The organism is Citrobacter sp. Cu233, assembly GCF_030332225.1.
Classification (GTDB): Bacteria; Pseudomonadota; Gammaproteobacteria; order Enterobacterales; family Enterobacteriaceae; genus Citrobacter.
In genome coordinates this window covers 1-23718 of record NZ_JAOWIF010000032.1, presented here as the reverse complement: position 1 = coordinate 23718, position 23718 = coordinate 1, and the positions used below count along the sequence as shown (strand labels likewise).

Genomic DNA, 23718 nt, shown 5'->3' with positions numbered 1-23718 from the left:
CCGTGAAAGATTTATTAAAGTTTCTGAAAGCGCAGACTAAAACCGAAGAGTTTGATGCGATCAAAATTGCGCTGGCCTCGCCAGACATGATCCGTTCATGGTCTTTCGGTGAAGTTAAGAAGCCGGAAACCATCAACTACCGTACGTTCAAACCTGAGCGTGACGGCCTTTTCTGCGCCCGTATCTTTGGGCCGGTAAAAGACTATGAGTGCCTGTGCGGTAAGTACAAGCGCCTGAAACACCGTGGTGTGATCTGTGAGAAGTGCGGCGTTGAAGTGACCCAGACTAAAGTACGCCGTGAGCGTATGGGCCACATCGAGCTGGCGTCTCCGACTGCTCATATCTGGTTCCTGAAATCTCTGCCGTCCCGTATCGGTCTGCTGCTCGATATGCCACTGCGTGATATCGAACGCGTACTGTACTTCGAATCTTATGTTGTTATCGAAGGCGGTATGACTAATCTGGAACGTCAACAGATCCTGACTGAAGAGCAGTATCTGGACGCGCTGGAAGAGTTCGGTGACGAATTCGACGCGAAGATGGGTGCGGAAGCTATCCAGGCCCTGCTGAAGAGCATGGATCTGGAGCAAGAGTGTGAAACTCTGCGCGAAGAGCTGAACGAAACCAACTCCGAAACCAAGCGTAAGAAGCTGACCAAGCGTATCAAACTGCTGGAAGCCTTCGTACAGTCTGGCAACAAGCCAGAGTGGATGATCCTGACCGTTCTGCCGGTTCTGCCGCCAGATCTGCGTCCGCTGGTTCCGCTGGATGGTGGTCGTTTCGCAACCTCAGATCTGAACGATCTGTATCGTCGCGTGATCAACCGTAACAACCGTCTGAAACGTCTGCTGGATCTGGCTGCGCCGGACATCATCGTACGCAACGAAAAACGTATGCTGCAGGAAGCGGTCGACGCCCTGCTGGATAACGGTCGTCGCGGTCGTGCGATCACCGGTTCTAACAAACGTCCTCTGAAATCTTTGGCCGACATGATCAAAGGTAAACAGGGTCGTTTCCGTCAGAACCTGCTCGGTAAGCGTGTTGACTACTCCGGTCGTTCTGTCATCACCGTAGGTCCATACCTGCGTCTGCATCAGTGCGGTCTGCCGAAGAAAATGGCACTGGAACTGTTCAAACCGTTCATCTACGGCAAACTGGAACTGCGTGGCCTCGCCACCACCATCAAAGCCGCTAAGAAAATGGTTGAGCGCGAAGAAGCTGTCGTTTGGGATATCCTGGACGAAGTTATCCGCGAACACCCGGTACTGCTGAACCGTGCACCAACACTGCACCGTCTGGGTATCCAGGCATTTGAACCGGTACTGATCGAAGGTAAAGCTATCCAGCTGCACCCGCTGGTTTGTGCGGCATATAACGCCGACTTCGATGGTGACCAGATGGCTGTTCACGTACCGCTGACGCTGGAAGCTCAGCTCGAAGCGCGTGCGTTGATGATGTCTACCAACAACATCCTGTCCCCAGCGAACGGCGAACCTATCATCGTTCCGTCTCAGGACGTGGTATTGGGTCTGTACTACATGACCCGTGACTGTGTTAACGCCAAAGGCGAAGGCATGGTGCTGACTGGCCCGAAAGAAGCTGAGCGTATTTATCGCGCAGGTCTGGCCTCTCTGCATGCGCGCGTTAAAGTGCGTATCACCGAATATGAAAAAGATGAAAACGGCGAATTCGTTGCGAAAACCAGCCTGAAAGACACGACCGTTGGCCGTGCCATTCTGTGGATGATCGTACCGAAAGGTCTGCCTTTCTCCATCGTCAACCAGGCGCTGGGCAAGAAAGCTATCTCCAAAATGCTGAACACCTGTTACCGCATTCTGGGCCTGAAGCCGACCGTTATCTTCGCTGACCAGACAATGTACACCGGCTTTGCTTATGCAGCGCGTTCAGGTGCATCTGTTGGTATTGATGACATGGTCATCCCAGAGAAGAAACACGAGATCATCTCTGAAGCAGAAGCTGAAGTTGCTGAGATCCAGGAGCAGTTCCAGTCTGGTCTGGTAACCGCGGGCGAACGCTATAACAAAGTTATCGATATCTGGGCTGCGGCGAACGATCGTGTATCCAAAGCGATGATGGATAACCTGCAAACCGAAACCGTTATTAACCGTGACGGTCAGGAAGAGCAGCAGGTTTCCTTCAACAGCATCTACATGATGGCCGACTCCGGTGCGCGTGGTTCTGCAGCACAGATTCGTCAGCTGGCAGGTATGCGTGGTCTGATGGCGAAGCCAGATGGCTCCATCATCGAAACGCCAATCACCGCGAACTTCCGTGAAGGTCTGAACGTACTCCAGTACTTCATCTCCACTCACGGTGCGCGTAAAGGTCTGGCGGATACCGCACTGAAAACAGCGAACTCCGGTTATCTGACTCGTCGTCTGGTTGACGTCGCGCAGGACCTGGTTGTTACTGAAGACGATTGTGGCACGCTGGAAGGCATCACCATGACCCCGGTTATCGAGGGTGGTGACGTTAAAGAGCCGCTGCGCGATCGCGTGCTGGGTCGTGTGACTGCTGAAGACGTTCTGAAGCCGGGTACGGCGGATATTCTGGTTCCTCGCAATACGCTGCTGCACGAACAGTGGTGTGACCTGCTGGAAGAGAACTCCGTTGACTCCGTCAAAGTTCGTTCCGTTGTATCCTGTGACACCGACTTTGGTGTATGTGCGCACTGCTACGGTCGTGACCTGGCGCGTGGCCACATCATCAACAAAGGTGAAGCAATCGGTGTTATCGCGGCACAGTCCATCGGTGAACCGGGTACACAGCTGACAATGCGTACGTTCCACATCGGTGGTGCGGCATCTCGTGCGGCTGCTGAATCCAGCATCCAGGTGAAAAACAAAGGTAGCATCCGTCTGAGCAATGCGAAGTCGGTTGTGAACTCCAGCGGTAAACTGGTTATCACCTCACGTAACACCGAACTGAAACTGATCGACGAATTCGGCCGTACCAAAGAAAGCTATAAAGTGCCTTACGGCTCTGTTATGGCGAAAGGTGATGGCGAACAGGTTGCTGGCGGCGAAACCGTCGCAAACTGGGATCCGCATACCATGCCGGTTATCACCGAAGTGAGTGGTTTCGTCCGCTTCACTGACATGATCGACGGCCAGACCATTACTCGTCAGACCGACGAGCTGACCGGTCTGTCTTCTCTGGTGGTTCTGGATTCTGCAGAGCGTACTGCGGGTGGTAAAGACCTGCGTCCGGCACTGAAAATTGTTGATGCTCAGGGCAACGACGTTCTGATCCCAGGCACCGACATGCCTGCTCAGTACTTCCTGCCGGGTAAAGCGATTGTTCAGCTGGAAGATGGCGTACAGATCAGCTCTGGTGACACCCTGGCGCGTGTTCCGCAGGAATCCGGCGGTACCAAGGATATCACCGGTGGTCTGCCGCGCGTTGCGGATCTGTTCGAAGCCCGTCGTCCGAAAGAGCCGGCAATCCTTGCGGAAATTAGCGGCATCATTTCCTTCGGTAAAGAAACCAAAGGTAAGCGTCGTCTGGTTATCACTCCGGTAGATGGCAGCGAACCGTACGAAGAGATGATTCCGAAATGGCGTCAGCTCAACGTGTTCGAAGGTGAACGTGTAGAACGTGGTGACGTCGTTTCCGACGGTCCGGAAGCGCCGCACGATATCCTGCGTCTGCGTGGTGTTCATGCTGTAACTCGTTACATCGTTAACGAAGTTCAGGACGTATACCGTCTGCAGGGTGTTAAGATTAACGATAAACACATCGAAGTTATCGTTCGTCAGATGCTGCGTAAAGCAACCATCGAAAATGCTGGTAGCTCCGACTTCCTCGAAGGCGAGCAGGTTGAATACTCCCGCGTCAAGATCGCTAACCGCGAGCTGGAAGCGAACGGCAAAGTGGGTGCAACATTCTCCCGCGATCTGCTGGGTATCACCAAAGCGTCTCTGGCAACCGAGTCCTTCATCTCCGCGGCATCATTCCAGGAGACGACTCGCGTGCTGACCGAAGCGGCCGTTGCGGGCAAACGTGACGAACTGCGCGGTCTGAAAGAGAACGTCATCGTGGGTCGTCTGATCCCGGCTGGTACGGGTTATGCGTACCACCAGGATCGTATGCGCCGCCGCGCAGCAGGCGAACTGCCAGCTGCTCCGCAGGTCACTGCTGAAGATGCTTCTGCCAGTCTGGCAGAACTGTTGAACGCAGGTCTGGGCGGTTCTGATAACGATTAATCGTTGTTGACCCTAATAAAAAACCCGCTTCGGCGGGTTTTTTTATGCCTGATGGCGCTGTATTTATCAGGCCTACGGACAGTTGTTTTGTAAGCCGCCATCCGGCTGTGTTTTCAATTCATCGGCGGTAAGCGCCGATAAAGTTCAATCATGTCGCCCGCCAGATCCTGAATCACCATCGCGTTCATCAAATGGTCCTGCGAATGGACGGTGATGAGATTGACCGGTAACTTTCCCGTACCTTCGTCGATACCGATAAGTTGGGTCTGGATTTTATGCGCCTGTTTGACGTATTCACGTGATTCAGCCATTGCGACTTTCGCACCGGCGAAATCACCTTTGCGTGCCAGTTGCAGTGCTGTGAGGGCCTGGCTACGGGCTGCACCCGCATTCACGAGTAATTCCATGATGATTGTTTCTAACTCTTCCATGCCATTACTCCAGCAGTTTCAGTGCCTTGTCCAGTACGGCATCACCTTTCATCATGCCGTAATCCATCATATCGATCACCGCGACCTTTTTACCTAACGGGTCTGCAAGTGCCTGAAGCTTGGCCTGTTCATACTTAACCTGCGGACCGAGTAAAACAATATCTGCAGTGGCGATATTTTCTTCAAACTCAGCCACGGGGACTGCTTTGATAGTCACATCGACGCCTTTTTTTTGCGCAGCATCTTTCATCCTTTGCACCAGCATGCTGGTGGACATCCCGGCGGCACAGCATAAAACGATGTTCTTCATAGTTAGTCTCGATCAACGGGTATTTATTGATAATTATCTCGTGCGGGCAACAGCAACAACTGCTTTGCGATGATTGTGTGTCTGGCATCACAAAGAAATGCCATTTTTTCTGAAACCGGTTACAAACAAGGCTCTGGCCGGTCTGGTCTGACCCAAAAAGCAGTTTTCCCATATTGTTCAGGCGTAGATATTAATAATTACTGTCAATAAAGACATGTTATTAAAAACAGTATTGACACTGTTTTTTAAACCCGTATGTTAATACTTAACAGCGGAGAAATAGTCATTTGCTGTTAAATTAGTAAGTGTTAGTAGCGTTTGATGGGGGTTGCGATAAGGGCCACGAAATATTCTGTTGTATGGGATAGTCGATGCTGAAGTTATTATCTTTGCACATCGACAATGTTTTCAGGCTCTGTAGTTGATATATCTAATCGCAAAGTAATCAAGAAAGTGCGACGATGTAAGGCCATGATTTAATAGTTAATGTTGGCAGGTTTCTTTTATAAGAGCTTGCAAGGGAAGTAAGGCCACGCATCAAAGAGTATATGTCGCAAGGGGAAGTGTACTTGTTTAGGTCGCCATTCTTGAGTTTTATTATCAAGTTGGCTGGGTTTATTTAACGATAAATAGAGGAAAGTGTTAGTCAGTATCAGCATCCAATATTATCTGTGATAAACGTGTACATTTAAAATGTAGTATCAACAGCAGTAAACACTTGTTAAGTCTATTAATGTTAAATCTGAAGTTTGTAGTAACTTAAAGCCCTGACTGCAACGGTCAGGGCTTTTGTTATTTATACATCAATACGTTACCTTTCCACGCAGACGCACTGGTTCAACATTTCACCTGTTGATGGATATTAAATAAACTAATGCTTGCATAATGATTAGAAGCAAGTCTACTATGATGACATCGGTTTGGAACACAGACCTTATGTAAGCAGTTTTAGTAAAGCAGTTCTCAGTTCAAGCGTTATCCTCAGATACTCTTCATCGTGAGCCTCCTCCTAAGTGCCCCATAAGTTAATTTCTGCAAAACAGGCCATCTTCGCTGCATAAGCGGCTCAAAACATGAAAGGAAGTATCTATGTCTAACAAAATGACTGGTTTAGTAAAATGGTTTAACCCTGAGAAAGGCTTTGGCTTTATCACTCCTCAGGACGGTGGCAAAGATGTATTTGTGCATTTTTCAGCCATTCAGAGCAACGATTTTAAAACCTTAGACGAAGGTCAAAAAGTGGAGTTCTCTGTTGAGAACGGCGCTAAAGGTCCGTCTGCTGTTAACGTTATCGCGCTGTAATTGCCGATAATCCCACGAGCACTTGCGATAGCGATGAAGGCCAGAGCCTGAGCAGATAAGTGTCAGTGAATAAAAAACCCGCGACAGCGGGTTTTTTCGTTTATGCGATCTCCTCAGATTTATGACACCTGAGGCCTCCTTCCCAGATAGCTGTCCCAGTCTTTCCACACGGGTTGTAATCCCTGTGCAATCAATGCGTCGGCAACGGTTTCCGGGCGACGATCGTCGTGCGGAGAAAACTGTTCCAGTTCAGGATGATTATCAGCGTAACCACCGGGTTGCGTTTTCGAGAAAGCACTGACGTTGTTGATCGCCAGTGGGATCACATGGTCGCGGAACCACGGAGACTCACGGGTGGAAAGCGACAGTTCAATTTCCGGCGACAGCAAGCGAAATGCACAAATGGTTTGCACCAACTGGCGTTCATCCATAATTGATGCCGGCTCAATACCTCCGGTACACGGACGTAGCCTCGGGAAGGAGATGGAGTAACGGCTCTGCCAGTAATGTTGCTGCATCCACAGCAAATGTTCGGCGACCATATAACAATCCACCCGCCAGCTATCGGACAAACCAATCAACGCTCCCAGGCCGATTTTATCGATACCTGCGCGCCCCAGTCTGTCTGGCGTGTCCAGCCTCCAGAAGAAATCCTGTTTTTTCCCTTTCAGATGGTGCCGGGCATAAACCGCTTCATGGTAGCTCTCCTGATACACCATTACTCCATCCAGTCCCAGCGTCTTCAGCTCTGCATACTCTGTTTCTGACAGCGGTTGCACCTCCATCTGTAAAGAGGCGAACTGGCGGCGAATGGCGGGTAAATGGCGACGAAAGTAATCCATACCGACTTTGGCCTGATGTTCGCCAGTGACTAACAGCAGGTGCTCGAAACCCAGCTCGCGGATGGCCGCGCACTCCCGGCTAATCTCATCTTTGTCCAGTGTTTTGCGCTTAATACGATTGCTCATAGAGAAGCCGCAGTAGGTACAGTCATTGGCACACAGATTAGAGAGATACAGCGGGACGTAAAAACTGACGGTGTTGCCAAAGCGCTGGCGAGTAAGTTTCTGCGCCCGCTGCGCCAGCGGCTCCAGATAGGCGGCGGCGGCAGGGGAGAGCAAGGCCATCAGGTCATCGCGCGTGAGTTGCGAGGCATTGATCGCCCGTTCCACATCCGCAGCGGTTTTACTGTGGATGCGCAGGCGGATGTCGTCCCAGTCCAGTTGTCGCCAGCGATCGGCGAAAGTTTTCATGAGAAGGCCTCCAGAAACCCAGTGAGTGGGCTGGTGGCGCAGGCGTTGGTGCTGCGTACACCGGGCACGGCCTGGCGCGCCAGCAGACCTGCTTCAACCGCCAGACGGAAGGCGGTTGCCATCATCACCGGATCGTCAGCCACGGCAATGGCTGTGTTGACCAGCACCGCATCGGCCCCCATCTCCAGCGCCTGCGTAGCGTGGCTGGGAACACCGATGCCTGCATCGATCACCACCGGAACGGTTGCCTGCTGGATAATAATCTCCAGCATCGCGCGGGTTTCCAGCCCCTGGTTAGAACCGATGGGTGCGCCAAGCGGCATGACCGCAGCACAACCCACTTCTTCTAACCGTTTGCACAGCACCGGATCTGCGCTGCAGTAGGGCAGAACCACAAAGCCCTGCTTTACCAGTGCTTCGGCGGCTTTCAGGGTTTCGATAGGATCTGGCAGTAGCCAGCGAGCGTCAGGGTGGATTTCCAGCTTCAGCCAGCGTGTCCCTAGCGCTTCACGTGCCAGTTGGGCGGCAAAGATAGCTTCCTCTGCCGTTTTGGCCCCTGAAGTGTTAGGCAGAAGAGTGACGCCGGCTTCGATAAGCGGTGTCAGAATCGCGTCGTTGTGCTGTCGTAGATCCACGCGCTTCATTGCCAGTGTCACCAGCTGGCTACCAGAGGCGCGAATGGCATCGACCATCAGCTGTGATGAGGCGAATTTCCCGGTGCCAGTAAACAGATGTGAATCAAACGTTTTGTCGGCAATACGTAACATATCAACCCCCTGCAATGACCTGAAAAAGCAGGATCTGGTCGCCTTCCTGCACGATTTGTTGTTGCCACTGCTCACGTGGCAGGATCTGCTGGTTTAGCGCCAGCGCCATTCCCGGTTTATGCTGATTAAGCTGTGTCAGCAGTTCGCTGATGGTTTGCCCTTCGGCGCACTGCATTGGCTCATCATTGAACTGAATCTGCATGTTGCCCTCCACAGACCGGGCAACCGCTGGCACGGCGCAGCGCCAGGCTGCGCCACTGGCTGGTTTTGCCATCAAACAGACGCAACTCTCCGGCTGGGGTTTCAATTCCGCTGACTAATTTGATTGCTTCCAGAGCCTGCAAGGTTCCCATCACCCCGACGACCGGGCCCACAATGCCTGCAGTGCGGCAGTTGCGCTCTGGCTCCGCATCATCCGGCCACAGGCAGCGATAACACCCCTGTTCCCAGGGCGGAGTCAGCACCATTAATTGGCCGCCGAAACCGACGGCACTGGCGGTAATGAGCGGCGTATTTAGCGCCACGCAGGCGGCGTTAATTTGCTGGCGGGTTGCCATGTTGTCAGTACAGTCGAGCACTACGTCGGCACGTGCTACAGCATGTCTGAGCGCATCACCTTGCAGGCGTTGCTGGATCGCTACCACGTCAATATCCGGGTTGAGGCGGGTAAGGCGCTGCTGTGCGACTTGTGATTTGGCGCGGGCGATATCATCAGTGGTAAACAGGATCTGGCGCTGCAGATTACTCAGATGAATATCGTCATCGTCGACCAGCGTCAGCTTGCCGACGCCCGCACCTGCCAGATACAGTGCGGCAGGCGAACCTAGCCCACCTAATCCGACTATCAGCACATGGCTTTCGTTCAGCTTTTGCTGGCCTTCAATCGCGATATCGCCAAGCAGGATCTGCCGGCTATAGCGCATAAAATCGCGGTCATTCATCGCCGACTCCCGCAATATCCAGTAGCTGCGCCGTGGCGGTCTGCCAGTCGGCTGCCTGGGTGATGGCGCTGACGACAGCAATGCTGCCGACGCCGGTATTCAGTACCGCAGGCGCGCGCTCAAGGCTGATGCCACCAATCGCGACGGTAGGGTAGTCGGCCAGCCGTTCAATGTGGCTGGCGAGTTGTACCAACCCTTGCGGGGCGGACGGCATCTGTTTGGTTTGCGTCGGGAAGACGTGACCGAGTGCGATATAAGAAGGGCGAGCCGCCAGCGCCACATCAATCTCCATATCATCGTGAGTGGAAACACCAAGGTGCAACCCCGCCGCCTGAATCGCTTTCAGGTCGGTGGTTTCGAGGTCTTCCTGCCCCAGATGTACGCCATATGCGTTGTGTTTAACAGCCAGTCGCCAGTAATCGTTGATAAACAGGCGAGCATCATAACGACGCGCCAGCGCGATAGCGGCAACAACGTCTGCTTCGACCTCTTCATCATGTTTGTCTTTGATACGCAACTGGATAGTACGCACGCCAGCCCCCAGCAGACGTTCAATCCACTCGACGCTATCTACGACCGGGTAAAGTCCGAGGCGGAATGGCACGGAGGGAAAATCAGGTTGATACATCAGGCTTCCTCCCGTTTCAGATAGATTTCACCACCTTTGGCGCGGAAGTTTTCGGACATGTCCGCCATCCCCACTTCAATCGTCTGTGCAGCGGCGTAGTCCCGCACTTCCTGGCTGATTTTCATCGAGCAGAACTTCGGCCCGCACATGGAGCAGAAGTGGGCGACCTTGCCGGATTCCTGCGGCAGGGTTTCATCGTGATAAGCGCGAGCGGTGAACGGATCGAGCGCGAGGTTAAACTGATCTTCCCAACGGAATTCGAAGCGCGCTTTCGACATGGCGTTATCGCGGATCTGCGCGCCCGGATGGCCTTTCGCCAGGTCGGCAGCATGCGCGGCGATTTTGTAAGTAATCAGCCCCTGTTTCACATCTTCTTTGTTCGGCAGGCCAAGGTGTTCTTTTGGTGTTACGTAGCAGAGCATGGCACAGCCAAACCAGCCAATCATCGCCGCACCAATGCCTGAAGTGAAGTGGTCATAACCAGGCGCAATATCGGTGGTTAGCGGCCCTAAGGTATAAAACGGTGCTTCGTGGCAGTGTTCCAGTTCTTCTGTCATGTTGCGCTGGATCATATGCATTGGCACATGACCTGGGCCTTCAATCATCACCTGCACATCATATTCCCAGGCAATTTTGGTCAGTTCACCCAGCGTATGCAGCTCAGAGAACTGTGCTTCGTCGTTGGCATCCTGAATCGAGCCTGGACGCAGGCCGTCGCCCAGCGACAGCGAAACGTCATAGGCGGCGCAGATTTCACAGATCTCGCGGAAGTGCTCAAACAGAAAGTTCTCTTTGTGATGGGAGAGGCACCACTTCGCCATAATAGAGCCACCGCGCGAGACAATACCGGTCAAACGCCTGGCGGTCATCGGTACATAGCGCAGCAGTACGCCCGCATGAATGGTGAAGTAGTCCACCCCTTGTTCGGCCTGCTCCAGCAGCGTATCGCGGAAGGCTTCCCAGGTGAGATCCTCAGCGATCCCGTTGACCTTTTCCAGCGCCTGGTAGATCGGTACGGTACCAATTGGCACCGGGCTGTTACGCAGGATCCATTCACGGGTTTCATGAATATAACGACCGGTGGAGAGGTCCATTACCGTATCGGCACCCCAACGGGTAGACCACACCAGTTTTTCTACCTCTTCTTCGATGGAGGAGGTGACTGCCGAATTACCGATGTTGGCATTCACCTTCACCAGGAAATTACGACCGATAATCATCGGTTCTGATTCCGGGTGGTTGATGTTAGCTGGAATAATGGCGCGTCCGGCAGCGACCTCGTCACGCACGAATTCCGGCGTGATGTTTTCCGGCAGACGTGCACCAAAGTTCATCCCCGGATGCTGGTGGCGCAATACTTCACTGCGAATACGCTCACGGCCCATGTTTTCGCGGATGGCGATAAACTCCATCTCTGGGGTAACGATCCCCTGGCGAGCATAGTGTAGCTGGGTCACACGCTTACCAGCCCTGGCACGTTTTGGCGTCAGCAGACCCGTAAAACGCAGTTCATCAAGGCCATCATCGGCCAGGCGCTCTTTGGTGTAAGCCGAGCTGCGGTCATCTAACTCTTCGCTATCATTGCGCGCCGTAATCCACGGTTGGCGTAGTTTTGCCAGGCCCTGTTGAACGTTAATTGCCACGTCAGGGTCGCCGTACGGACCGGAGGTGTCGTAAACCGGAACGGCTTCATTCTCTTCAAATTGAGGATTATCTTTCGTGCCGCCAGTTAGCGTTGGGCTAAGCTGAATTTCGCGCATCGGGATGCGGATATCCGGCTGCGAGCCGGTGATATAGATGCGTCTTGACTCAGGAAAGGCGGTCCCTTCCAGGGTATCAATAAAGTGTTGGGCTTGAGCGCGCTGTTCGCGGCGTGATGGTTTAGTAGTGGCAGACATAGCTCATTCCAGATAAAAGTAAGGATATGGCTTGTCAGACGACGGATGAAGCAAGAGAGAAGATCGCCAGAAGGCGATGCTATTGCAGATTGACTCTTGTTCCCTTCGCAGGTATTAGCCTGATCAGGTTCCGCGGATCCCGAATTAACGGTCTCAGCCTTTTCCACGTCATCCTTCGCGCTGCCTCTTCGTTGGCTTCGTCTGCTCACTCCAGTCACTTACTTATGTAAGCTCCTGGAGGTTCACTGACTTGCCGCCTTGACGCATCACGAATGCTTTTGTGGAAAATAAGCACTCCGACAAGAAGTAACCTCAAAAAGAGGTAATGAATGTAAACTACGCGTTAATGCGACAAATCTCAAGCAGGGCGTTTGATCATTGCGTTGTCATGCATCGCATCAAATACCAGCATGATCAGCTTATCTTCCAGCACGAATCGGGCTTCCAGTGCTTCGCCGAGATCCGATAAAACTTTTTGAAATTCAAGGAAGTTATCATGATCGATGGCCGTTTCCAGACTGGAATCATAGTAGTCCATGATCTGCTGTGTATTGGCTTCCAGCAGTGGCCAAATTTTTGTGGCTTTTAAAAGCTGCCCGTTTCCTTCCAATTTATGGAGAATACGTTCATAAATACTGAAGTGTCCGGTGGAGAGGTAATCGACCAGGCTCTGACAAAAATCATCCAGCGCTTTTTCATTGAGTCGCATGTACGATTCTTTGCCAGGCTTAATGCCAACCAGATTGTAGTAAGCCACGAGCAGGTGCTTACGTACATGTAGCCAGCGATCAACCAGTTTATTACTTCCTCCGACGTGCTCCGTCAGGCTTTCCAGCTGGTTTAGCATGATTGACTCCGCAAGATGGTGTTAAAAAACTGCTCACCGATAAATGTAAAAATAATGTAAACAACATGCCTGTGAAGCAAAGGTTGCGCAAGAGATATGGATCGTATAATTGAAAAATTAGATAGCGGCTGGTGGATTGTCAGTCATGAGCAAAAATTATGGTTGCCTCGTGGCGAACTGCCCTACGGTGAAGCGGCAAGATTTGATTTAGTAGGCCAGCGCGCCCTGCCAATAGGCGAATGGGAAGGGGATACTGTCTGGTTGGTGCAGCAGCCGCGCCGGCATGATATGGGTTCGGTTCGTCAGGTTATCGACCAGGATGTGGGCCTGTTTCAACTGGCCGGGCGTGGTGTGCAGCTGGCTGAGTTTTACCGCTCGCATAAATTCTGCGGCTACTGTGGCCATCCTATGCACCCGAGTAAAACCGAATGGGCCATGCTGTGCAGCCACTGCCGGGAACGTTATTACCCGCAAATTGCCCCCTGCATTATTGTTGCTATTCGACGTGATGATTCCATCCTGCTTGCTCAGCATGTTCGTCATCGTAATGGCGTGCATACCGTGCTGGCGGGTTTTGTTGAAGTGGGGGAGACCTTAGAACAAGCGGTGGCGCGTGAAGTGATGGAAGAGAGTGGCATTAAGGTGAAAAACCTGCGCTATGTCACTTCCCAACCCTGGCCGTTCCCGCAGTCTTTGATGACCGCATTTATGGCGGAGTATGATAGTGGCGAGATTGTTATCGATCCGAAAGAGCTGCTGGAAGCGAACTGGTATCGTTACGACGATTTACCGCTCTTACCGCCGCCGGGTACCGTCGCGCGTCGACTGATCGAAGATACCGTGGCGATGTGCCGGGCTGAGTACGAGTAAAGAACGAGTAATGATACACTGACGGTCTGACGCTAAAAGGAAGATAAAAATGACCGAACTGAAGAACGATCGTTACCTGCGTGCGCTGCTGCGCCAGCCCGTTGATGTGACTCCGGTATGGATGATGCGCCAGGCGGGCCGCTATTTGCCGGAGTACAAAGCCACTCGTGCCGAGGCGGGCGACTTCATGGCGTTGTGCAAAAACGCCGAGCTGGCCTGTGAAGTGACGCTGCAGCCGCTGCGCCGCTATCCGCTCGATGCAGCGATCCTCTTTTCGGACATTCTGACTATCCCGGATGCGATGGGGCTTGGGCTCTATTTTGAAGCCGGGGAAGGCCCACGCTTTACCTCTCCTGTCACCAGTAAGGCTGATGTGGAAAAACTGCCCGTTCCAGACCCGGAAGATGAGCTGGGCTACGTGATGAACGCAGTGCGTACCATTCGGCGTGAGCTGAAAGGTGAAGTGCCGCTGATCGGCTTCTCCGGCAGCCCGTGGACGCTGGCGACCTATATGGTTGAAGGTGGCAGTAGCAAAGCATTTACCGTGATTAAAAAGATGATGTATGCCGATCCAAAAGCGCTACATCTGTTGCTTGATAAGCTGGCGAAAAGCGTCACCCTGTACCTTAACGCGCAGATCAAAGCAGGGGCGCAGTCGGTGATGATTTTCGATACCTGGGGCGGTGTGCTGACCGGTCGCGACTATCAGCAGTTCTCTCTCTACTACATGCACAAAATTGTCGACGGTCTGCTACGTGAAAACGACGGTCGCCGTGTCCCCGTGACGTTGTTTACCAAAGGTGGCGGTCAGTGGCTGGAAGCGATGGCGGAAACCGGCTGCGATGCGCTGGGTCTTGACTGGACAACTGACATTGCTGACGCGCGTCGCCGCGTAGGCCATAAGGTGGCACTGCAGGGCAATATGGACCCGTCGATGTTGTATGCACCACCGGCGCGTATCGAAGAAGAAGTGGCAACGATTCTGGCTGGATTCGGTCAGGGCGAAGGTCATGTCTTTAACCTGGGTCACGGTATTCACCAGGACGTGCCGCCGGAACATGCGGGTGTCTTCGTGGAGGCGGTACATCGGTTGTCGGCGCAGTACCACCGCTAAGGAACCGATATGGATCTCGCGTCGCTTCGTGCGCAGCAGCTTGAGCTGGCCTCTTCGGTTTCCCGAGAGGATCGCCTTGAAACCGAACCGCCGAACCTGATTGGTGGGGCGGATGTCGGGTTTGAGCAGGGCGGCGAAGTGACGCGAGCTGCGATGGTCTTGCTGAAATATCCCACGCTTGAGCTGGTTGAATACAAAGTGGCGCGTATTGCTACCACCATGCCGTATATTCCCGGCTTTCTCTCCTTTCGCGAAACTCCCGCGCTGATGGCCGCCTGGCAACAGCTGTCACAAAAGCCGGACCTGCTGTTTGTCGATGGGCACGGCATTTCCCATCCTCGCCGTCTGGGCGTCGCCAGTCATTTTGGTCTGCTGGTGGATGTTCCGACGATTGGTGTGGCGAAAAAACGGCTGTGCGGCAAGTTTGAACCTCTCGCGGCTGAACCCGGTGCATTAGCGCCGCTGCTGGATAAAGGCGAGCAACTGGCGTGGGTCTGGCGCAGCAAAGCACGCTGTAATCCACTGTTTGTCTCGACCGGCCATCGCGTGAGCATGGACAGTGCCCTGGCATGGGTGCAGCGCTGTATGAACGGCTACCGTCTGCCAGAACCAACACGCTGGGCGGATGCGGTGGCATCTGAACGCCCGGCTTTTACGCGGCTTGCAGCAAAAACGGCCCATATCGGGTAAACTGCCGCTAATTTCCGTATTTGAGAACTCATCATGTTACAAAATCCGATTCACTTGCGTCTGGAGAAGCTGGAAAGCTGGCAGCACGTTACGTTTATGGCCTGCCTGTGCGAGCGCATGTATCCCAATTACGCGATGTTCTGTAAGCAAACTGAATTTGGCGATGGCCAGATTTATCGTCGAATCCTGGATTTGATTTGGGAAGCGCTGACGGTTAAAGATGCCAAAATCAATTTCGACAGCCAACTGGAAAAGTTTGAAGAAGCTATCCCGTCTGCAGATGATTACGATCTGTATGGTGTTTATCCTGCGATTGATGCTTGTGTGGCATTAAGCGAACTGATGCATTCACGTCTGAGTGGTGAAACGCTGGAACACGCCATTGAAGTCAGTAAGGCTTCAATTACCACAGTAGCGATGCTGGAAATGACCCAGGCCGGTCGCGAAATGACCGATGAAGAGCTAAAAGAAAACCCTGCCGTTGAGCAAGAATGGGATATTCAGTGGGAAATATTCCGACTTTTGGCTGACTGTGAAGAACGCGATATTGAGCTGATAAAAGGGCTGCGAGCAGACCTGCGCGAGGCTGGTGAGAGCAATATTGGTATAAATTTTCAGCAATGACACAACAAAACGTGATTTAACGCCTGATTTGTCGTGCCTGAAGGCTTCCCATCCGCCCCCCGTCTGGTCTACATTTGGGGGGCGAAAAAAAGTGGCTATCGGTGCGTGTATGCAGGAGAGTGCTTTTCTGGCATTTCCGTCGCACTCGATGCTTAGCAAGCGATAAACACATTGTAAGGATAACTTATGAACAAGACTCAACTGATTGATGTAATTGCAGACAAAGCAGAACTGTCTAAAACACAGGCTAAAGCTGCTCTGGAATCCACTCTGGCTGCTATTACTGAGTCTCTGAAAGAAGGCGATGCTGTACAACTGGTTGGTTTCGGTACCTTCAAAGTGAACCACCGTGCTGAGCGCACTGGCCGCAACCCGCAGACCGGTAAAGAAATCAAAATCGCCGCAGCTAACGTACCGGCATTTGTTTCTGGTAAAGCACTGAAAGACGCGGTTAAGTAATTCGCGTGGCAGTGAACAGTTTTAACGAAGGGGCGGTTTCGCCCCTTTTGTCCATCTGGCGTCATACGCTCTGGCTTTCAGGTGTGCTGTTGCTGTCTGCCTGTAGTCGCCATTCCGAGCTTCCTCCGTTCACGGCCAGCGGTTATGTTGGCGAGCAGGGGGCAGTACGCGTCTGGCGTAAAGATTCCAGTGACGATGTTCACTTGCTCTCGGTATTGAGTCCGTGGCGTAACGGCAATACTACCACCAGTGAATACCGCTGGCAGGGAGATACGCTCTCTCTGATAGAGCTCAATATTTACAGTAAACCGCCGGAACATATTCGCATCCGCTTCGATGACCGCGGCGAACTGAGTTTTATGCAGCGTGAAGTCGATGGGCAAAAGCAGCAGCTTTCCAGCGATCAAATTGCGCTCTACCGCTATCGTGCCGATCAAATTCGTCAGACCAGCGATGCATTGCGTCAGGGGCGTGTAGTATTACGTCAGGGGCGCTGGCATGGTGCTGAACGCACGGTAACTACATGTGAAGGCGAAACAATTAAGCCTGATTTAGATTCGTGGGCGATAAGCCATATTGAGCGCCGCCAGCGCCACTCGTCGGTCGACGTGAGCGTGGCGTGGCTGGAAGCGCCCGAAGGATCTCAGCTACTGCTGGTCGCCAATGAGGATTTTTGTCACTGGCAGCCTACAGCCAGGACCTTCTGAAGACCTGGACCGTAAGCCGTCATTCGGCAGGCTACGCTTACCAGTTCCCCATTCCCATATGACCACCGCCGCGATGGTTACCGCCGCCACCGCATCCGCCGTAGCCCATTCCGGCTCCGCGAGGTACGCCCGCCTGCGCCATCGCGACATCGCGCTTAACACGCTGCTCGTCGAGTGACTGATTCAGAGACTCCATCTCTTTTGCCACCGCATTAATTTTTGCAGTGTCCGGCGAGCTGGCGGTTAGCAACGCATTGTATTCGTAGCGTTTGGATGTCAGTTGTTGACGTAAGGCGCTGGTCTGCGCGTAGTAATCATCATAGATTTTCTGAGCCGCCGCCTGTTGTTCGGTGGTCATAGGTGTACCGCCACGTTGCTGCATACCATCACCATACCCCCAGTGATGTTGTGCCAACGCCGGGGTGGAACCCAGAGCAATCAGCGAGAGTGCAATCAGCGCCAGTTTATTATTCCGTTTCATCATCCGTTCTCCTGTTGGTTATCTTACATTTCTTATTGCATCTTCCGTGCCAGACCGGAGCTCCCTGTTCTGCAGGCATCACGCGTGGTTTGCCTGGCACAAAGCGAGTAAAAATGACTCACCCGAGCGTAACCAGCGGGTCATTTTTACCCGCTGACTTTCAGCAGTTTGTGTCCGGGGGCAGGGTTATCAGGGGTAAAAAATGGCATGATTTCTGCTGTATACCTGAAATGAAGAAAGGAAACGGTGGGAAAGGAAGTGCATATGCGTCTGTATAAAGACACGGCGGCAAAGTGGCTGAGCAGATTCTTGCTGGCGGCAATCCTGATTTTAGTTGGCTGGTTTTCTATCATGACCATTCGGGATTATGGCCGTGAAAGTGACGCTGCCCGGCAAACGCTGCTGGAAAAAGGGCGTGTGCTGATCCGTGCCCTGGAGTCCGGTACGCGTGTGGGTATGGGCATGCGCATGCACCATGCTCAGCAGCAGACGCTGTTGGAGGAAATGGCCGTGCAGCCGGGCGTGCTCTGGTTTGCTGTTGTGGATGAGCATGGTGTGATCATGACTCACAGTAATTCTGCGATGGTGGGAAAGTCACTTTATACACCGGATCTCCTGCGGCAGTTAAATCCAGAGGAACAAGAACGCTGGCGGCGCATTGATGTACCCGTGGGCGGCAGTGAAAAAACGCCGGCACTGGAAATTTATCGCCAGTTTCAGCCGATGTATGGTCCTGGGCGACATGGCATGGCTCGTTGTGCCGGCAATGGCGGACAGATGACCACGCCTTCACAAACCATTTTTATCGCTTTCGATGCCAGTGATCTGGCGGCGGCCCAGGCCAGAGAGTGGCGTAATACGCTGATTGTCCTCTCTGCACTGGCGGCTGTGCTACTGGCAACGGTGCTTACGTTCTTCTGGTACCAGCGCTATCAACGTTCGTACAAGGAATTGCAGGATGCGATGAAGCGGAAAGAAAAACTGATGGCGCTTGGGCATCTGGCGGCAGGGGTTGCACATGAAATTCGTAATCCACTGTCTTCCATCAAAGGTCTGGCAAAGTATTTTGCCGAACGTACTCCGGCAGGAGGCGAGTCGCACGAGCTGGCGCAGGTAATGGCGAAAGAGGCAGACCGCTTAAATCGGGTGGTGAGCGAACTCCTTGAATTGGTGAAACCCGCGCACCTCGCGCTACAGAAAGTGGATCTCAATGAGGTCATCACTCACTCATTGTATCTGGTAAGTCAGGATGCTCAAAGTCGGGAAATTCAGTTACGGTTTACGGTAAATCCTGCACTACCCGCCATTCAGGCCGATCCTGACCGGCTAACGCAGGTCCTGTTGAATCTGTATCTGAACGCCATTCATGCGATTGGCCACCAGGGTACGATTACGGTTGAAGCGAGTGAATGCAGCGCCGAACGCGTTAAAATTGTGGTGGCCGATAGCGGAAAGGGGATTGCACCTGAGCAGCTGGAGGCGATATTTACACCTTACTTTACGACCAAAGCCGATGGTACAGGGCTGGGGTTAGCGGTTGTGCAGAACATTATAGAACAGCATGGTGGAACTATTCAGGTGGCAAGCGTTGAGGGCAAGGGAGCGGTCTTTACTCTCTGGCTACCGACGAAAGCGAAACAACAGGATTTACAAGGATGACGCGCGGAAAAATCACTATTCTGGTGGTGGATGACGATATCAGCCACTGCACTATTTTACAGGCGCTGCTACGCGGCTGGGGTTATGACGTTGCATTGGCCTATAGCGGTCGGGCGGCGCTGGAGCAGGTGCGTGAACATGTTTTCGATCTGGTGCTATGCGATGTGCGCATGGCGGAGATGGACGGCATCGAAACGCTCAAAGAGATCAAGGCTCTGAACCCTGCTATTCCGGTGTTGATTATGACGGCTTTCTCCAGTGTGGAGACCGCCGTAGAAGCACTGAAAACGGGTGCGCTGGATTACTTAATCAAACCGCTGGATTTTGACCGTCTGCAGGACACGCTGGAAAAGGCACTGGCACATACGCGGGAAAGTGGTGCGGAACTGCCGTCGGCAACGGCTGCGCAGTTTGGCATGATTGGCAGAAGCCCGGAGATGCAGCAACTGCTTAATGAGATTGCGATGGTGGCTCCGTCTGACGCCACAGTGCTTATTCATGGCGATTCCGGGACGGGGAAAGAGTTGGTGGCTCGTGCGCTGCATGCCAGCAGTACGCGCAGTGAGAAACCACTGGTGACGCTCAACTGTGCGGCACTTAATGAGTCTTTACTGGAGTCCGAACTGTTTGGTCATGAGAAAGGTGCCTTTACTGGTGCGGATAAACGTCGGGAAGGGCGCTTTGTGGAGGCCGATGGCGGCACGCTGTTTCTTGATGAGATTGGTGATATCTCACCGCTGATGCAAGTTCGCCTGCTGCGGGCGATTCAGGAGCGGGAAGTTCAGCGTGTGGGCAGCAACCAGACTATTGCGGTTGATGTCCGGTTGATCGCCGCCACGCATCGTGATTTAGCACAAGAGGTCAGCGCCGGGCGTTTTCGCCAGGATCTCTACTATCGCCTGAACGTCGTCACCATTGAAATGCCTGCCTTACGCCAACGTCGGGAAGATATTCCGCTGCTGGCTGAGCATTTTCTCCAGCGTTTTGCCGAACGTAACCGCAAGGTGGTGAAAGGCTTTACGCCACAGGCGATGGATCTGCTGATCCACTACGATTGGCCGGGGAACATTCGCGAGCTGGAAAATGCGATTGAACGGGCGGTAGTGTTGCTGACGGGGGAATATATCTCTGAGCGTGAGTTGCCGATGGCAATCGCGGCGACGCCGATAAAAGCAGAGTTCAGTGGTGAGATCCAACCGCTGGTGGATGTTGAAAAAGAGGTGATCCTGGCGGCGCTGGAAAAAACGGGCGGCAACAAAACAGAAGCCGCCCGTCAGTTAGGTATTACACGCAAAACGCTGCTGGCGAAAATTTCGCGTTAGCGCTGTTCGCGTTCGATGGCACGCCAGCCGATGTCGTTACGGCTAAAGCTGCCGTCCCAGCGGATATCGGTCATTAAGGCGTAAGCACGTTTCTGTGCTTCGGCAACGGTCTGCCCCAATGCGGTGGCGCACAGTACGCGACCCCCGTTGGTCAGCACTGTGTCGTCATCGGCGAGTTTAGTCCCGGCGTGGAACACTTTACCGTCAGCGACCTCTTCCAGCGGCAGGCCGTGAATCACATCGCCGGTACGGTAATCACCTGGATAGCCACCTGCGGCGATCACCACGCCCAGCGCGGCGCGCTCGTCCCACTCGGAGGTTTTCTCATCCAGTTTGCCGCCACAGGCTGCGAGGCACAGATCGACCAGATCTGATTTCATGCGCAGCATGATTGGCTGGGTTTCCGGATCGCCAAAGCGGCAGTTGAACTCGATAACCTTCGGATTACCCTGTTTATCAATCATCAGGCCGGCGTACAGGAAACCGGTGTAGGTATTACCTTCAGCCGCCATCCCTTTCACGGTTGGCCAGATGATGCGATCCATCGTGCGCTGATGAACTTCATCGGTGACTACCGGAGCAGGGGAGTAAGCGCCCATGCCACCGGTGTTCGGGCCGGTGTCTTTATCGCCTACGCGTTTGTGGTCCTGACTGGTGGCCATCGGCAGCACGTGTTCGCCGTCGACCATCACGATAAAGCTCGCTTCTTCACCGTCAAGGAACTCTTCAATCACGATACGGTGGCCCGCGTCGCCAAAAGCGTTGCCTGCCAGCATGTCGTGTACAGCGGCTTCTGCTTCTTCAAGCGTCATCGCCACAATCACACCTTTACCGGCAGCCAGTCCGTCGGCTTTGATAACAATCGGCGCGCCTTTCTCACGCAGATAGGCCAGCGCGGGTTCGATCTCGGTGAAGTTCTGATACTCCGCCGTCGGGATGTTATGACGGGCCAGAAAATCTTTGGTGAAGGCTTTAGAACCTTCCAGTTGTGCGGCACCTTCGGTTGGGCCAAAGATTTTCAGACCGGCGGCGCGGAAGGCATCGACTACGCCAATCACCAGCGGCGCTTCCGGACCGACAATAGTCAGATCGATCTTTTCGTTCTGGGCAAAGCTCAGCAGCGCCGGAATGTCGGTCACACTGATAGCCACGTTTTGCAGCGCGGGTTCCAGTGCGGTGCCTGCGTTGCCCGGTGCGACAAAGACGGTGGAAACCTGCGAAGACTGAGCTGCTTTCCACGCCAGGGCGTGCTCGCGCCCGCCGTTACCAATGACTAATACTTTCATCGTCTGCTCCGTGAATTAATGGCGGAAGTGGCGCATGTCAGTGAAGATCATCGCAATGCCGTGTTCATCGGCGGCGGCAATCACTTCGTCATCGCGGATAGAACCACCTGGCTGGATAACGCAGCTCACGCCAACGGCAGCTGCGGCATCAATACCGTCGCGGAACGGGAAGAAGGCGTCGGAAGCCATGGCGGAACCTTTCACTTCCAGACCTTCATCACCGGCTTTAATCCCTGCGATTTTGGCGGAGTAAACGCGGCTCATCTGGCCTGCGCCTATCCCGATGGTCATGTTCTCTTTGGCATAGACAATGGCGTTGGATTTCACGAACTTCGCGACTTTCCAGCAGAACAGCGCATCGCGCAGTTCCTGTTCGGTCGGCTGGCGTTTGGAAACCACGCGCAGGTCACTTTCGGTAACCATACCTAAGTCGCGATCCTGAACCAGCAAACCGCCGTTAACGCGTTTGAAGTCGAAGCCCGGAACGCGCTGTGCCCACTGACCGCAGGTCAGGACGCGAACGTTTTGCTTAGCCGCCGTGATTTTCAGTGCGTCTTCGGTTGCTGACGGCGCGATGATCACTTCGACAAACTGGCGGGAGATAATAGCTTGTGCCGTTTCTGCATCCAGTTCGCGGTTAAACGCAATGATGCCGCCAAATGCGGAGGTGGGGTCAGTTTTATACGCACGGTCGTAGGCGTCGAGAATAGAAGAACTTACCGCCACACCGCACGGGTTGGCGTGCTTAACGATAACGCAGGCCGGTTCGTTGAACTCTTTCACACATTCCAGTGCGGCATCGGTATCAGCGATGTTGTTATAGGAGAGCGCTTTGCCCTGTACCTGTTGTGCAGTTGCCACGGAAGCTTCTTTGACGTTCTCTTCTATATAGAAGGCTGCCTGCTGGTGGCTGTTCTCACCGTAGCGCATATCCTGCTTCTTAATGAAGTTCAGATTCAGCGTGCGCGGGAAGCGACCGGCGGCTTCTTTGCTGTCGCCGTGATACGCCGGAACCATGCTGCCGAAGTAGTTGGCAATCATGCTGTCGTAAGCAGCGGTGTGTTCGAAGGCTTTGATGGCAAGATCGAAACGGGTTTCGAGGGTCAGAGAACCGTCGTTGGCGTCCATCTCTTTAATAATGGCGTCGTAGTCACTGCTCTTAACGACGATCGCAACATCTTTATGATTCTTGGCTGCTGAGCGCACCATTGTCGGGCCGCCGATATCGATATTCTCTACTGCATCTTCCAGTGAGCATCCATCGCGTGCCACGGTCTCAGCAAACGGGTACAGGTTAACGACCACCATATCGATAGGTGCGATACCGTGTTGTTCCATAATCCCGTCATCCTGACCGCGACGGCCCAAAATGCCTCCGTGGACTTTTGGATGCAGGGTCTTTACACGTCCATCCATCATTTCCGGGAAACCGGTGTAATCGGAAACTTCAGTCACTGGCAGACCTTTCTCTGCTAACAGGCGTGCAGTGCCACCTGTAGAAAGCAGCTCCACACCACGTGCGGAAAGTGCCTGAGCGAATTCGATGATACCGGCCTTGTCAGAAACACTGAGCAGAGCGCGGCGGACTGGACGACGTTGTTGCATGGTAAATCCCCTGGATTTGACTATTACAGAGAGCGTTAGGTGAATTCTTGCGTAAAAACTCAGCTAACGCCCCTTACGGGGCATCCTTGTTGTGCGGTGGCATTGTAACGAAAACGTTTGCGCAACGCTCGCGAATTTTTAATTTTCGATTCTGACCCCTGCTTCTTCCGATATGACGCCGCTCTGGCAGAGAGAAGATCACAGAAAGGAGGATTCGGTTTGTGGATAACTCTGTGTGTAAATAGGTATAAAGCGGGCTTTTGCTGTGGAATGCAGCAGTCAGTCATTTTTCTGTCAT

22 protein-coding genes are annotated in these 23718 nt (G+C 53.3%); 10 read left to right on the top strand and 12 right to left on the bottom strand.

Annotated elements, in window-relative coordinates:
* Positions 1-2 precede the first annotated feature (2 nt).
* A complete protein-coding gene (gene rpoC, locus OGX95_RS10120; RefSeq protein WP_286629343.1) occupies positions 3-4226 on the top strand; it encodes a DNA-directed RNA polymerase subunit beta' in 4224 nt (1407 codons plus the stop codon).
* 113 nt (positions 4227-4339) lie between these two features.
* On the opposite strand, the gene OGX95_RS10115 is transcribed toward rpoC, so the two are convergent.
* Both OGX95_RS10115 and OGX95_RS10110 read right to left on the bottom strand, forming a co-directional pair.
* Entirely contained in the window at positions 4340-4657 is a 318-nt protein-coding gene (locus tag OGX95_RS10115) for a PTS lactose/cellobiose transporter subunit IIA (protein WP_286629342.1), read from the bottom strand.
* A 4-nt stretch (positions 4658-4661) separates the two neighbouring features.
* Positions 4662-4967, bottom strand: a complete 306-nt coding sequence (locus OGX95_RS10110; RefSeq protein WP_103772092.1) for a PTS sugar transporter subunit IIB — start codon at positions 4965-4967, stop codon at positions 4662-4664.
* 1089 nt (positions 4968-6056) lie between these two features.
* Between OGX95_RS10110 and cspE the strand changes: the two genes are divergently transcribed.
* A complete protein-coding gene (gene cspE, locus OGX95_RS10105) occupies positions 6057-6269 on the top strand; it encodes a transcription antiterminator/RNA stability regulator CspE (protein ID WP_271442056.1) in 213 nt (70 codons plus the stop codon).
* A gap of 119 nt (positions 6270-6388) precedes the next feature.
* On the opposite strand, the gene thiH is transcribed toward cspE, so the two are convergent.
* From thiH to rsd, 7 genes are all read right to left on the bottom strand, one after another.
* Positions 6389-7522 carry a 2-iminoacetate synthase ThiH gene (gene thiH, locus OGX95_RS10100; protein ID WP_286629341.1) on the bottom strand — a complete coding sequence of 378 codons (1134 nt, stop codon included), beginning with the start codon at positions 7520-7522 and terminating at the stop codon, positions 6389-6391.
* A complete protein-coding gene (gene thiG, locus OGX95_RS10095) occupies positions 7519-8289 on the bottom strand; it encodes a thiazole synthase (RefSeq protein ID WP_286629340.1) in 771 nt (256 codons plus the stop codon). The genes thiH and thiG overlap by 4 nt, the downstream gene beginning before the upstream one ends.
* 1 nt (position 8290) lies before the next feature.
* Positions 8291-8491: a sulfur carrier protein ThiS gene (gene thiS / locus OGX95_RS10090; protein WP_202037215.1), complete on the bottom strand. Its 201-nt coding sequence runs from the start codon at positions 8489-8491 to the stop codon at positions 8291-8293.
* Positions 8472-9230: a thiazole biosynthesis adenylyltransferase ThiF gene (gene thiF, locus OGX95_RS10085; RefSeq protein ID WP_286629339.1), complete on the bottom strand. Its 759-nt coding sequence runs from the start codon at positions 9228-9230 to the stop codon at positions 8472-8474. Before thiF ends, thiS begins: the two co-directional genes overlap by 20 nt.
* Positions 9223-9858, bottom strand: coding sequence for a thiamine phosphate synthase (thiE, locus tag OGX95_RS10080; protein WP_286629338.1), 636 nt, complete (start codon positions 9856-9858; stop codon positions 9223-9225). The genes thiF and thiE overlap by 8 nt, the downstream gene beginning before the upstream one ends.
* Positions 9858-11756 carry a phosphomethylpyrimidine synthase ThiC gene (gene thiC / locus OGX95_RS10075; protein WP_286629337.1) on the bottom strand — a complete coding sequence of 633 codons (1899 nt, stop codon included), beginning with the start codon at positions 11754-11756 and terminating at the stop codon, positions 9858-9860. Before thiC ends, thiE begins: the two co-directional genes overlap by 1 nt.
* Before the next feature lie 358 nt (positions 11757-12114).
* Positions 12115-12603 (bottom strand): sigma D regulator, encoded by a 489-nt coding sequence (rsd, locus tag OGX95_RS10070; protein WP_286629336.1) that lies wholly within the window; start codon positions 12601-12603, stop codon positions 12115-12117.
* A gap of 96 nt (positions 12604-12699) precedes the next feature.
* On the opposite strand from rsd, the gene nudC reads away from it, so the two are divergent.
* From nudC to OGX95_RS10040, 6 genes are all read left to right on the top strand, one after another.
* Positions 12700-13473 carry an NAD(+) diphosphatase gene (nudC, locus tag OGX95_RS10065; protein WP_286629335.1) on the top strand — a complete coding sequence of 258 codons (774 nt, stop codon included), beginning with the start codon at positions 12700-12702 and terminating at the stop codon, positions 13471-13473.
* Positions 13474-13522: 49 nt separating this feature from the next.
* A complete protein-coding gene (gene hemE, locus OGX95_RS10060) occupies positions 13523-14587 on the top strand; it encodes a uroporphyrinogen decarboxylase (RefSeq protein ID WP_271450402.1) in 1065 nt (354 codons plus the stop codon).
* 9 nt (positions 14588-14596) lie between these two features.
* Entirely contained in the window at positions 14597-15277 is a 681-nt protein-coding gene (gene nfi, locus OGX95_RS10055; RefSeq protein WP_286629334.1) for a deoxyribonuclease V, read from the top strand.
* Positions 15278-15310: 33 nt separating this feature from the next.
* Positions 15311-15901, top strand: a complete 591-nt coding sequence (locus OGX95_RS10050; RefSeq protein WP_003842015.1) for a YjaG family protein — start codon at positions 15311-15313, stop codon at positions 15899-15901.
* Positions 15902-16087: 186 nt separating this feature from the next.
* Positions 16088-16360: a nucleoid-associated protein HU-alpha gene (hupA, locus tag OGX95_RS10045; protein WP_001044509.1), complete on the top strand. Its 273-nt coding sequence runs from the start codon at positions 16088-16090 to the stop codon at positions 16358-16360.
* An 11-nt stretch (positions 16361-16371) separates the two neighbouring features.
* Entirely contained in the window at positions 16372-17067 is a 696-nt protein-coding gene (locus OGX95_RS10040; protein ID WP_286629345.1) for a DUF1481 domain-containing protein, read from the top strand.
* A gap of 37 nt (positions 17068-17104) precedes the next feature.
* On the opposite strand, the gene zraP is transcribed toward OGX95_RS10040, so the two are convergent.
* Positions 17105-17548 (bottom strand): zinc resistance sensor/chaperone ZraP, encoded by a 444-nt coding sequence (gene zraP, locus OGX95_RS10035; protein ID WP_286629344.1) that lies wholly within the window; start codon positions 17546-17548, stop codon positions 17105-17107.
* Positions 17549-17812: 264 nt separating this feature from the next.
* On the opposite strand from zraP, the gene zraS reads away from it, so the two are divergent.
* Positions 17813-19207: a two-component system sensor histidine kinase ZraS gene (gene zraS, locus OGX95_RS10030; protein ID WP_286629333.1), complete on the top strand. Its 1395-nt coding sequence runs from the start codon at positions 17813-17815 to the stop codon at positions 19205-19207.
* The gene (gene zraR / locus OGX95_RS10025; RefSeq protein ID WP_286629332.1) at positions 19204-20529 is read left to right on the top strand and encodes a sigma-54-dependent response regulator transcription factor ZraR; all 1326 of its coding nucleotides are present in this window, start codon (positions 19204-19206) and stop codon (positions 20527-20529) included. The genes zraS and zraR overlap by 4 nt, the downstream gene beginning before the upstream one ends.
* Here zraR and purD read toward each other — a convergent pair.
* Together purD and purH are read right to left on the bottom strand one after the other, a co-directional pair.
* Positions 20526-21815: a phosphoribosylamine--glycine ligase gene (gene purD, locus OGX95_RS10020; RefSeq protein WP_286629331.1), complete on the bottom strand. Its 1290-nt coding sequence runs from the start codon at positions 21813-21815 to the stop codon at positions 20526-20528. The two genes, zraR and purD, sit on opposite strands and share 4 nt — an antisense overlap.
* Before the next feature lie 15 nt (positions 21816-21830).
* A complete protein-coding gene (gene purH, locus OGX95_RS10015) occupies positions 21831-23420 on the bottom strand; it encodes a bifunctional phosphoribosylaminoimidazolecarboxamide formyltransferase/IMP cyclohydrolase (protein WP_286629330.1) in 1590 nt (529 codons plus the stop codon).
* Positions 23421-23718: the final 298 nt, after the last annotated feature.

Excerpts from the sequence above, each read along its gene's own strand:
- thiG (WP_286629340.1), bottom strand. The coding sequence starts at position 8,289 with ATGTTACGTATTGCCGACAAAACGTTTGATTCACATCTGTTTACTGGC.
- nfi (WP_286629334.1), top strand. The coding sequence starts at position 14,597 with ATGGATCTCGCGTCGCTTCGTGCGCAGCAGCTTGAGCTGGCCTCTTCG.
- zraR (WP_286629332.1), top strand. The coding sequence starts at position 19,204 with ATGACGCGCGGAAAAATCACTATTCTGGTGGTGGATGACGATATCAGC.
- nudC (WP_286629335.1), top strand. The coding sequence starts at position 12,700 with ATGGATCGTATAATTGAAAAATTAGATAGCGGCTGGTGGATTGTCAGT.
- zraS (WP_286629333.1), top strand. The coding sequence starts at position 17,813 with ATGCGTCTGTATAAAGACACGGCGGCAAAGTGGCTGAGCAGATTCTTG.
- thiS (WP_202037215.1), bottom strand. The coding sequence starts at position 8,491 with ATGCAGATTCAGTTCAATGATGAGCCAATGCAGTGCGCCGAAGGGCAA.
- thiF (WP_286629339.1), bottom strand. The coding sequence starts at position 9,230 with ATGAATGACCGCGATTTTATGCGCTATAGCCGGCAGATCCTGCTTGGC.
- cspE (WP_271442056.1), top strand. The coding sequence starts at position 6,057 with ATGTCTAACAAAATGACTGGTTTAGTAAAATGGTTTAACCCTGAGAAA.
- purH (WP_286629330.1), bottom strand. The coding sequence starts at position 23,420 with ATGCAACAACGTCGTCCAGTCCGCCGCGCTCTGCTCAGTGTTTCTGAC.
- hemE (WP_271450402.1), top strand. The coding sequence starts at position 13,523 with ATGACCGAACTGAAGAACGATCGTTACCTGCGTGCGCTGCTGCGCCAG.
- purD (WP_286629331.1), bottom strand. The coding sequence starts at position 21,815 with ATGAAAGTATTAGTCATTGGTAACGGCGGGCGCGAGCACGCCCTGGCG.
- OGX95_RS10110 (WP_103772092.1), bottom strand. The coding sequence starts at position 4,967 with ATGAAGAACATCGTTTTATGCTGTGCCGCCGGGATGTCCACCAGCATG.
- hupA (WP_001044509.1), top strand. The coding sequence starts at position 16,088 with ATGAACAAGACTCAACTGATTGATGTAATTGCAGACAAAGCAGAACTG.
- thiH (WP_286629341.1), bottom strand. The coding sequence starts at position 7,522 with ATGAAAACTTTCGCCGATCGCTGGCGACAACTGGACTGGGACGACATC.
- zraP (WP_286629344.1), bottom strand. The coding sequence starts at position 17,548 with ATGAAACGGAATAATAAACTGGCGCTGATTGCACTCTCGCTGATTGCT.
- thiC (WP_286629337.1), bottom strand. The coding sequence starts at position 11,756 with ATGTCTGCCACTACTAAACCATCACGCCGCGAACAGCGCGCTCAAGCC.
- OGX95_RS10050 (WP_003842015.1), top strand. The coding sequence starts at position 15,311 with ATGTTACAAAATCCGATTCACTTGCGTCTGGAGAAGCTGGAAAGCTGG.
- OGX95_RS10115 (WP_286629342.1), bottom strand. The coding sequence starts at position 4,657 with ATGGAAGAGTTAGAAACAATCATCATGGAATTACTCGTGAATGCGGGT.
- thiE (WP_286629338.1), bottom strand. The coding sequence starts at position 9,858 with ATGTATCAACCTGATTTTCCCTCCGTGCCATTCCGCCTCGGACTTTAC.
- rsd (WP_286629336.1), bottom strand. The coding sequence starts at position 12,603 with ATGCTAAACCAGCTGGAAAGCCTGACGGAGCACGTCGGAGGAAGTAAT.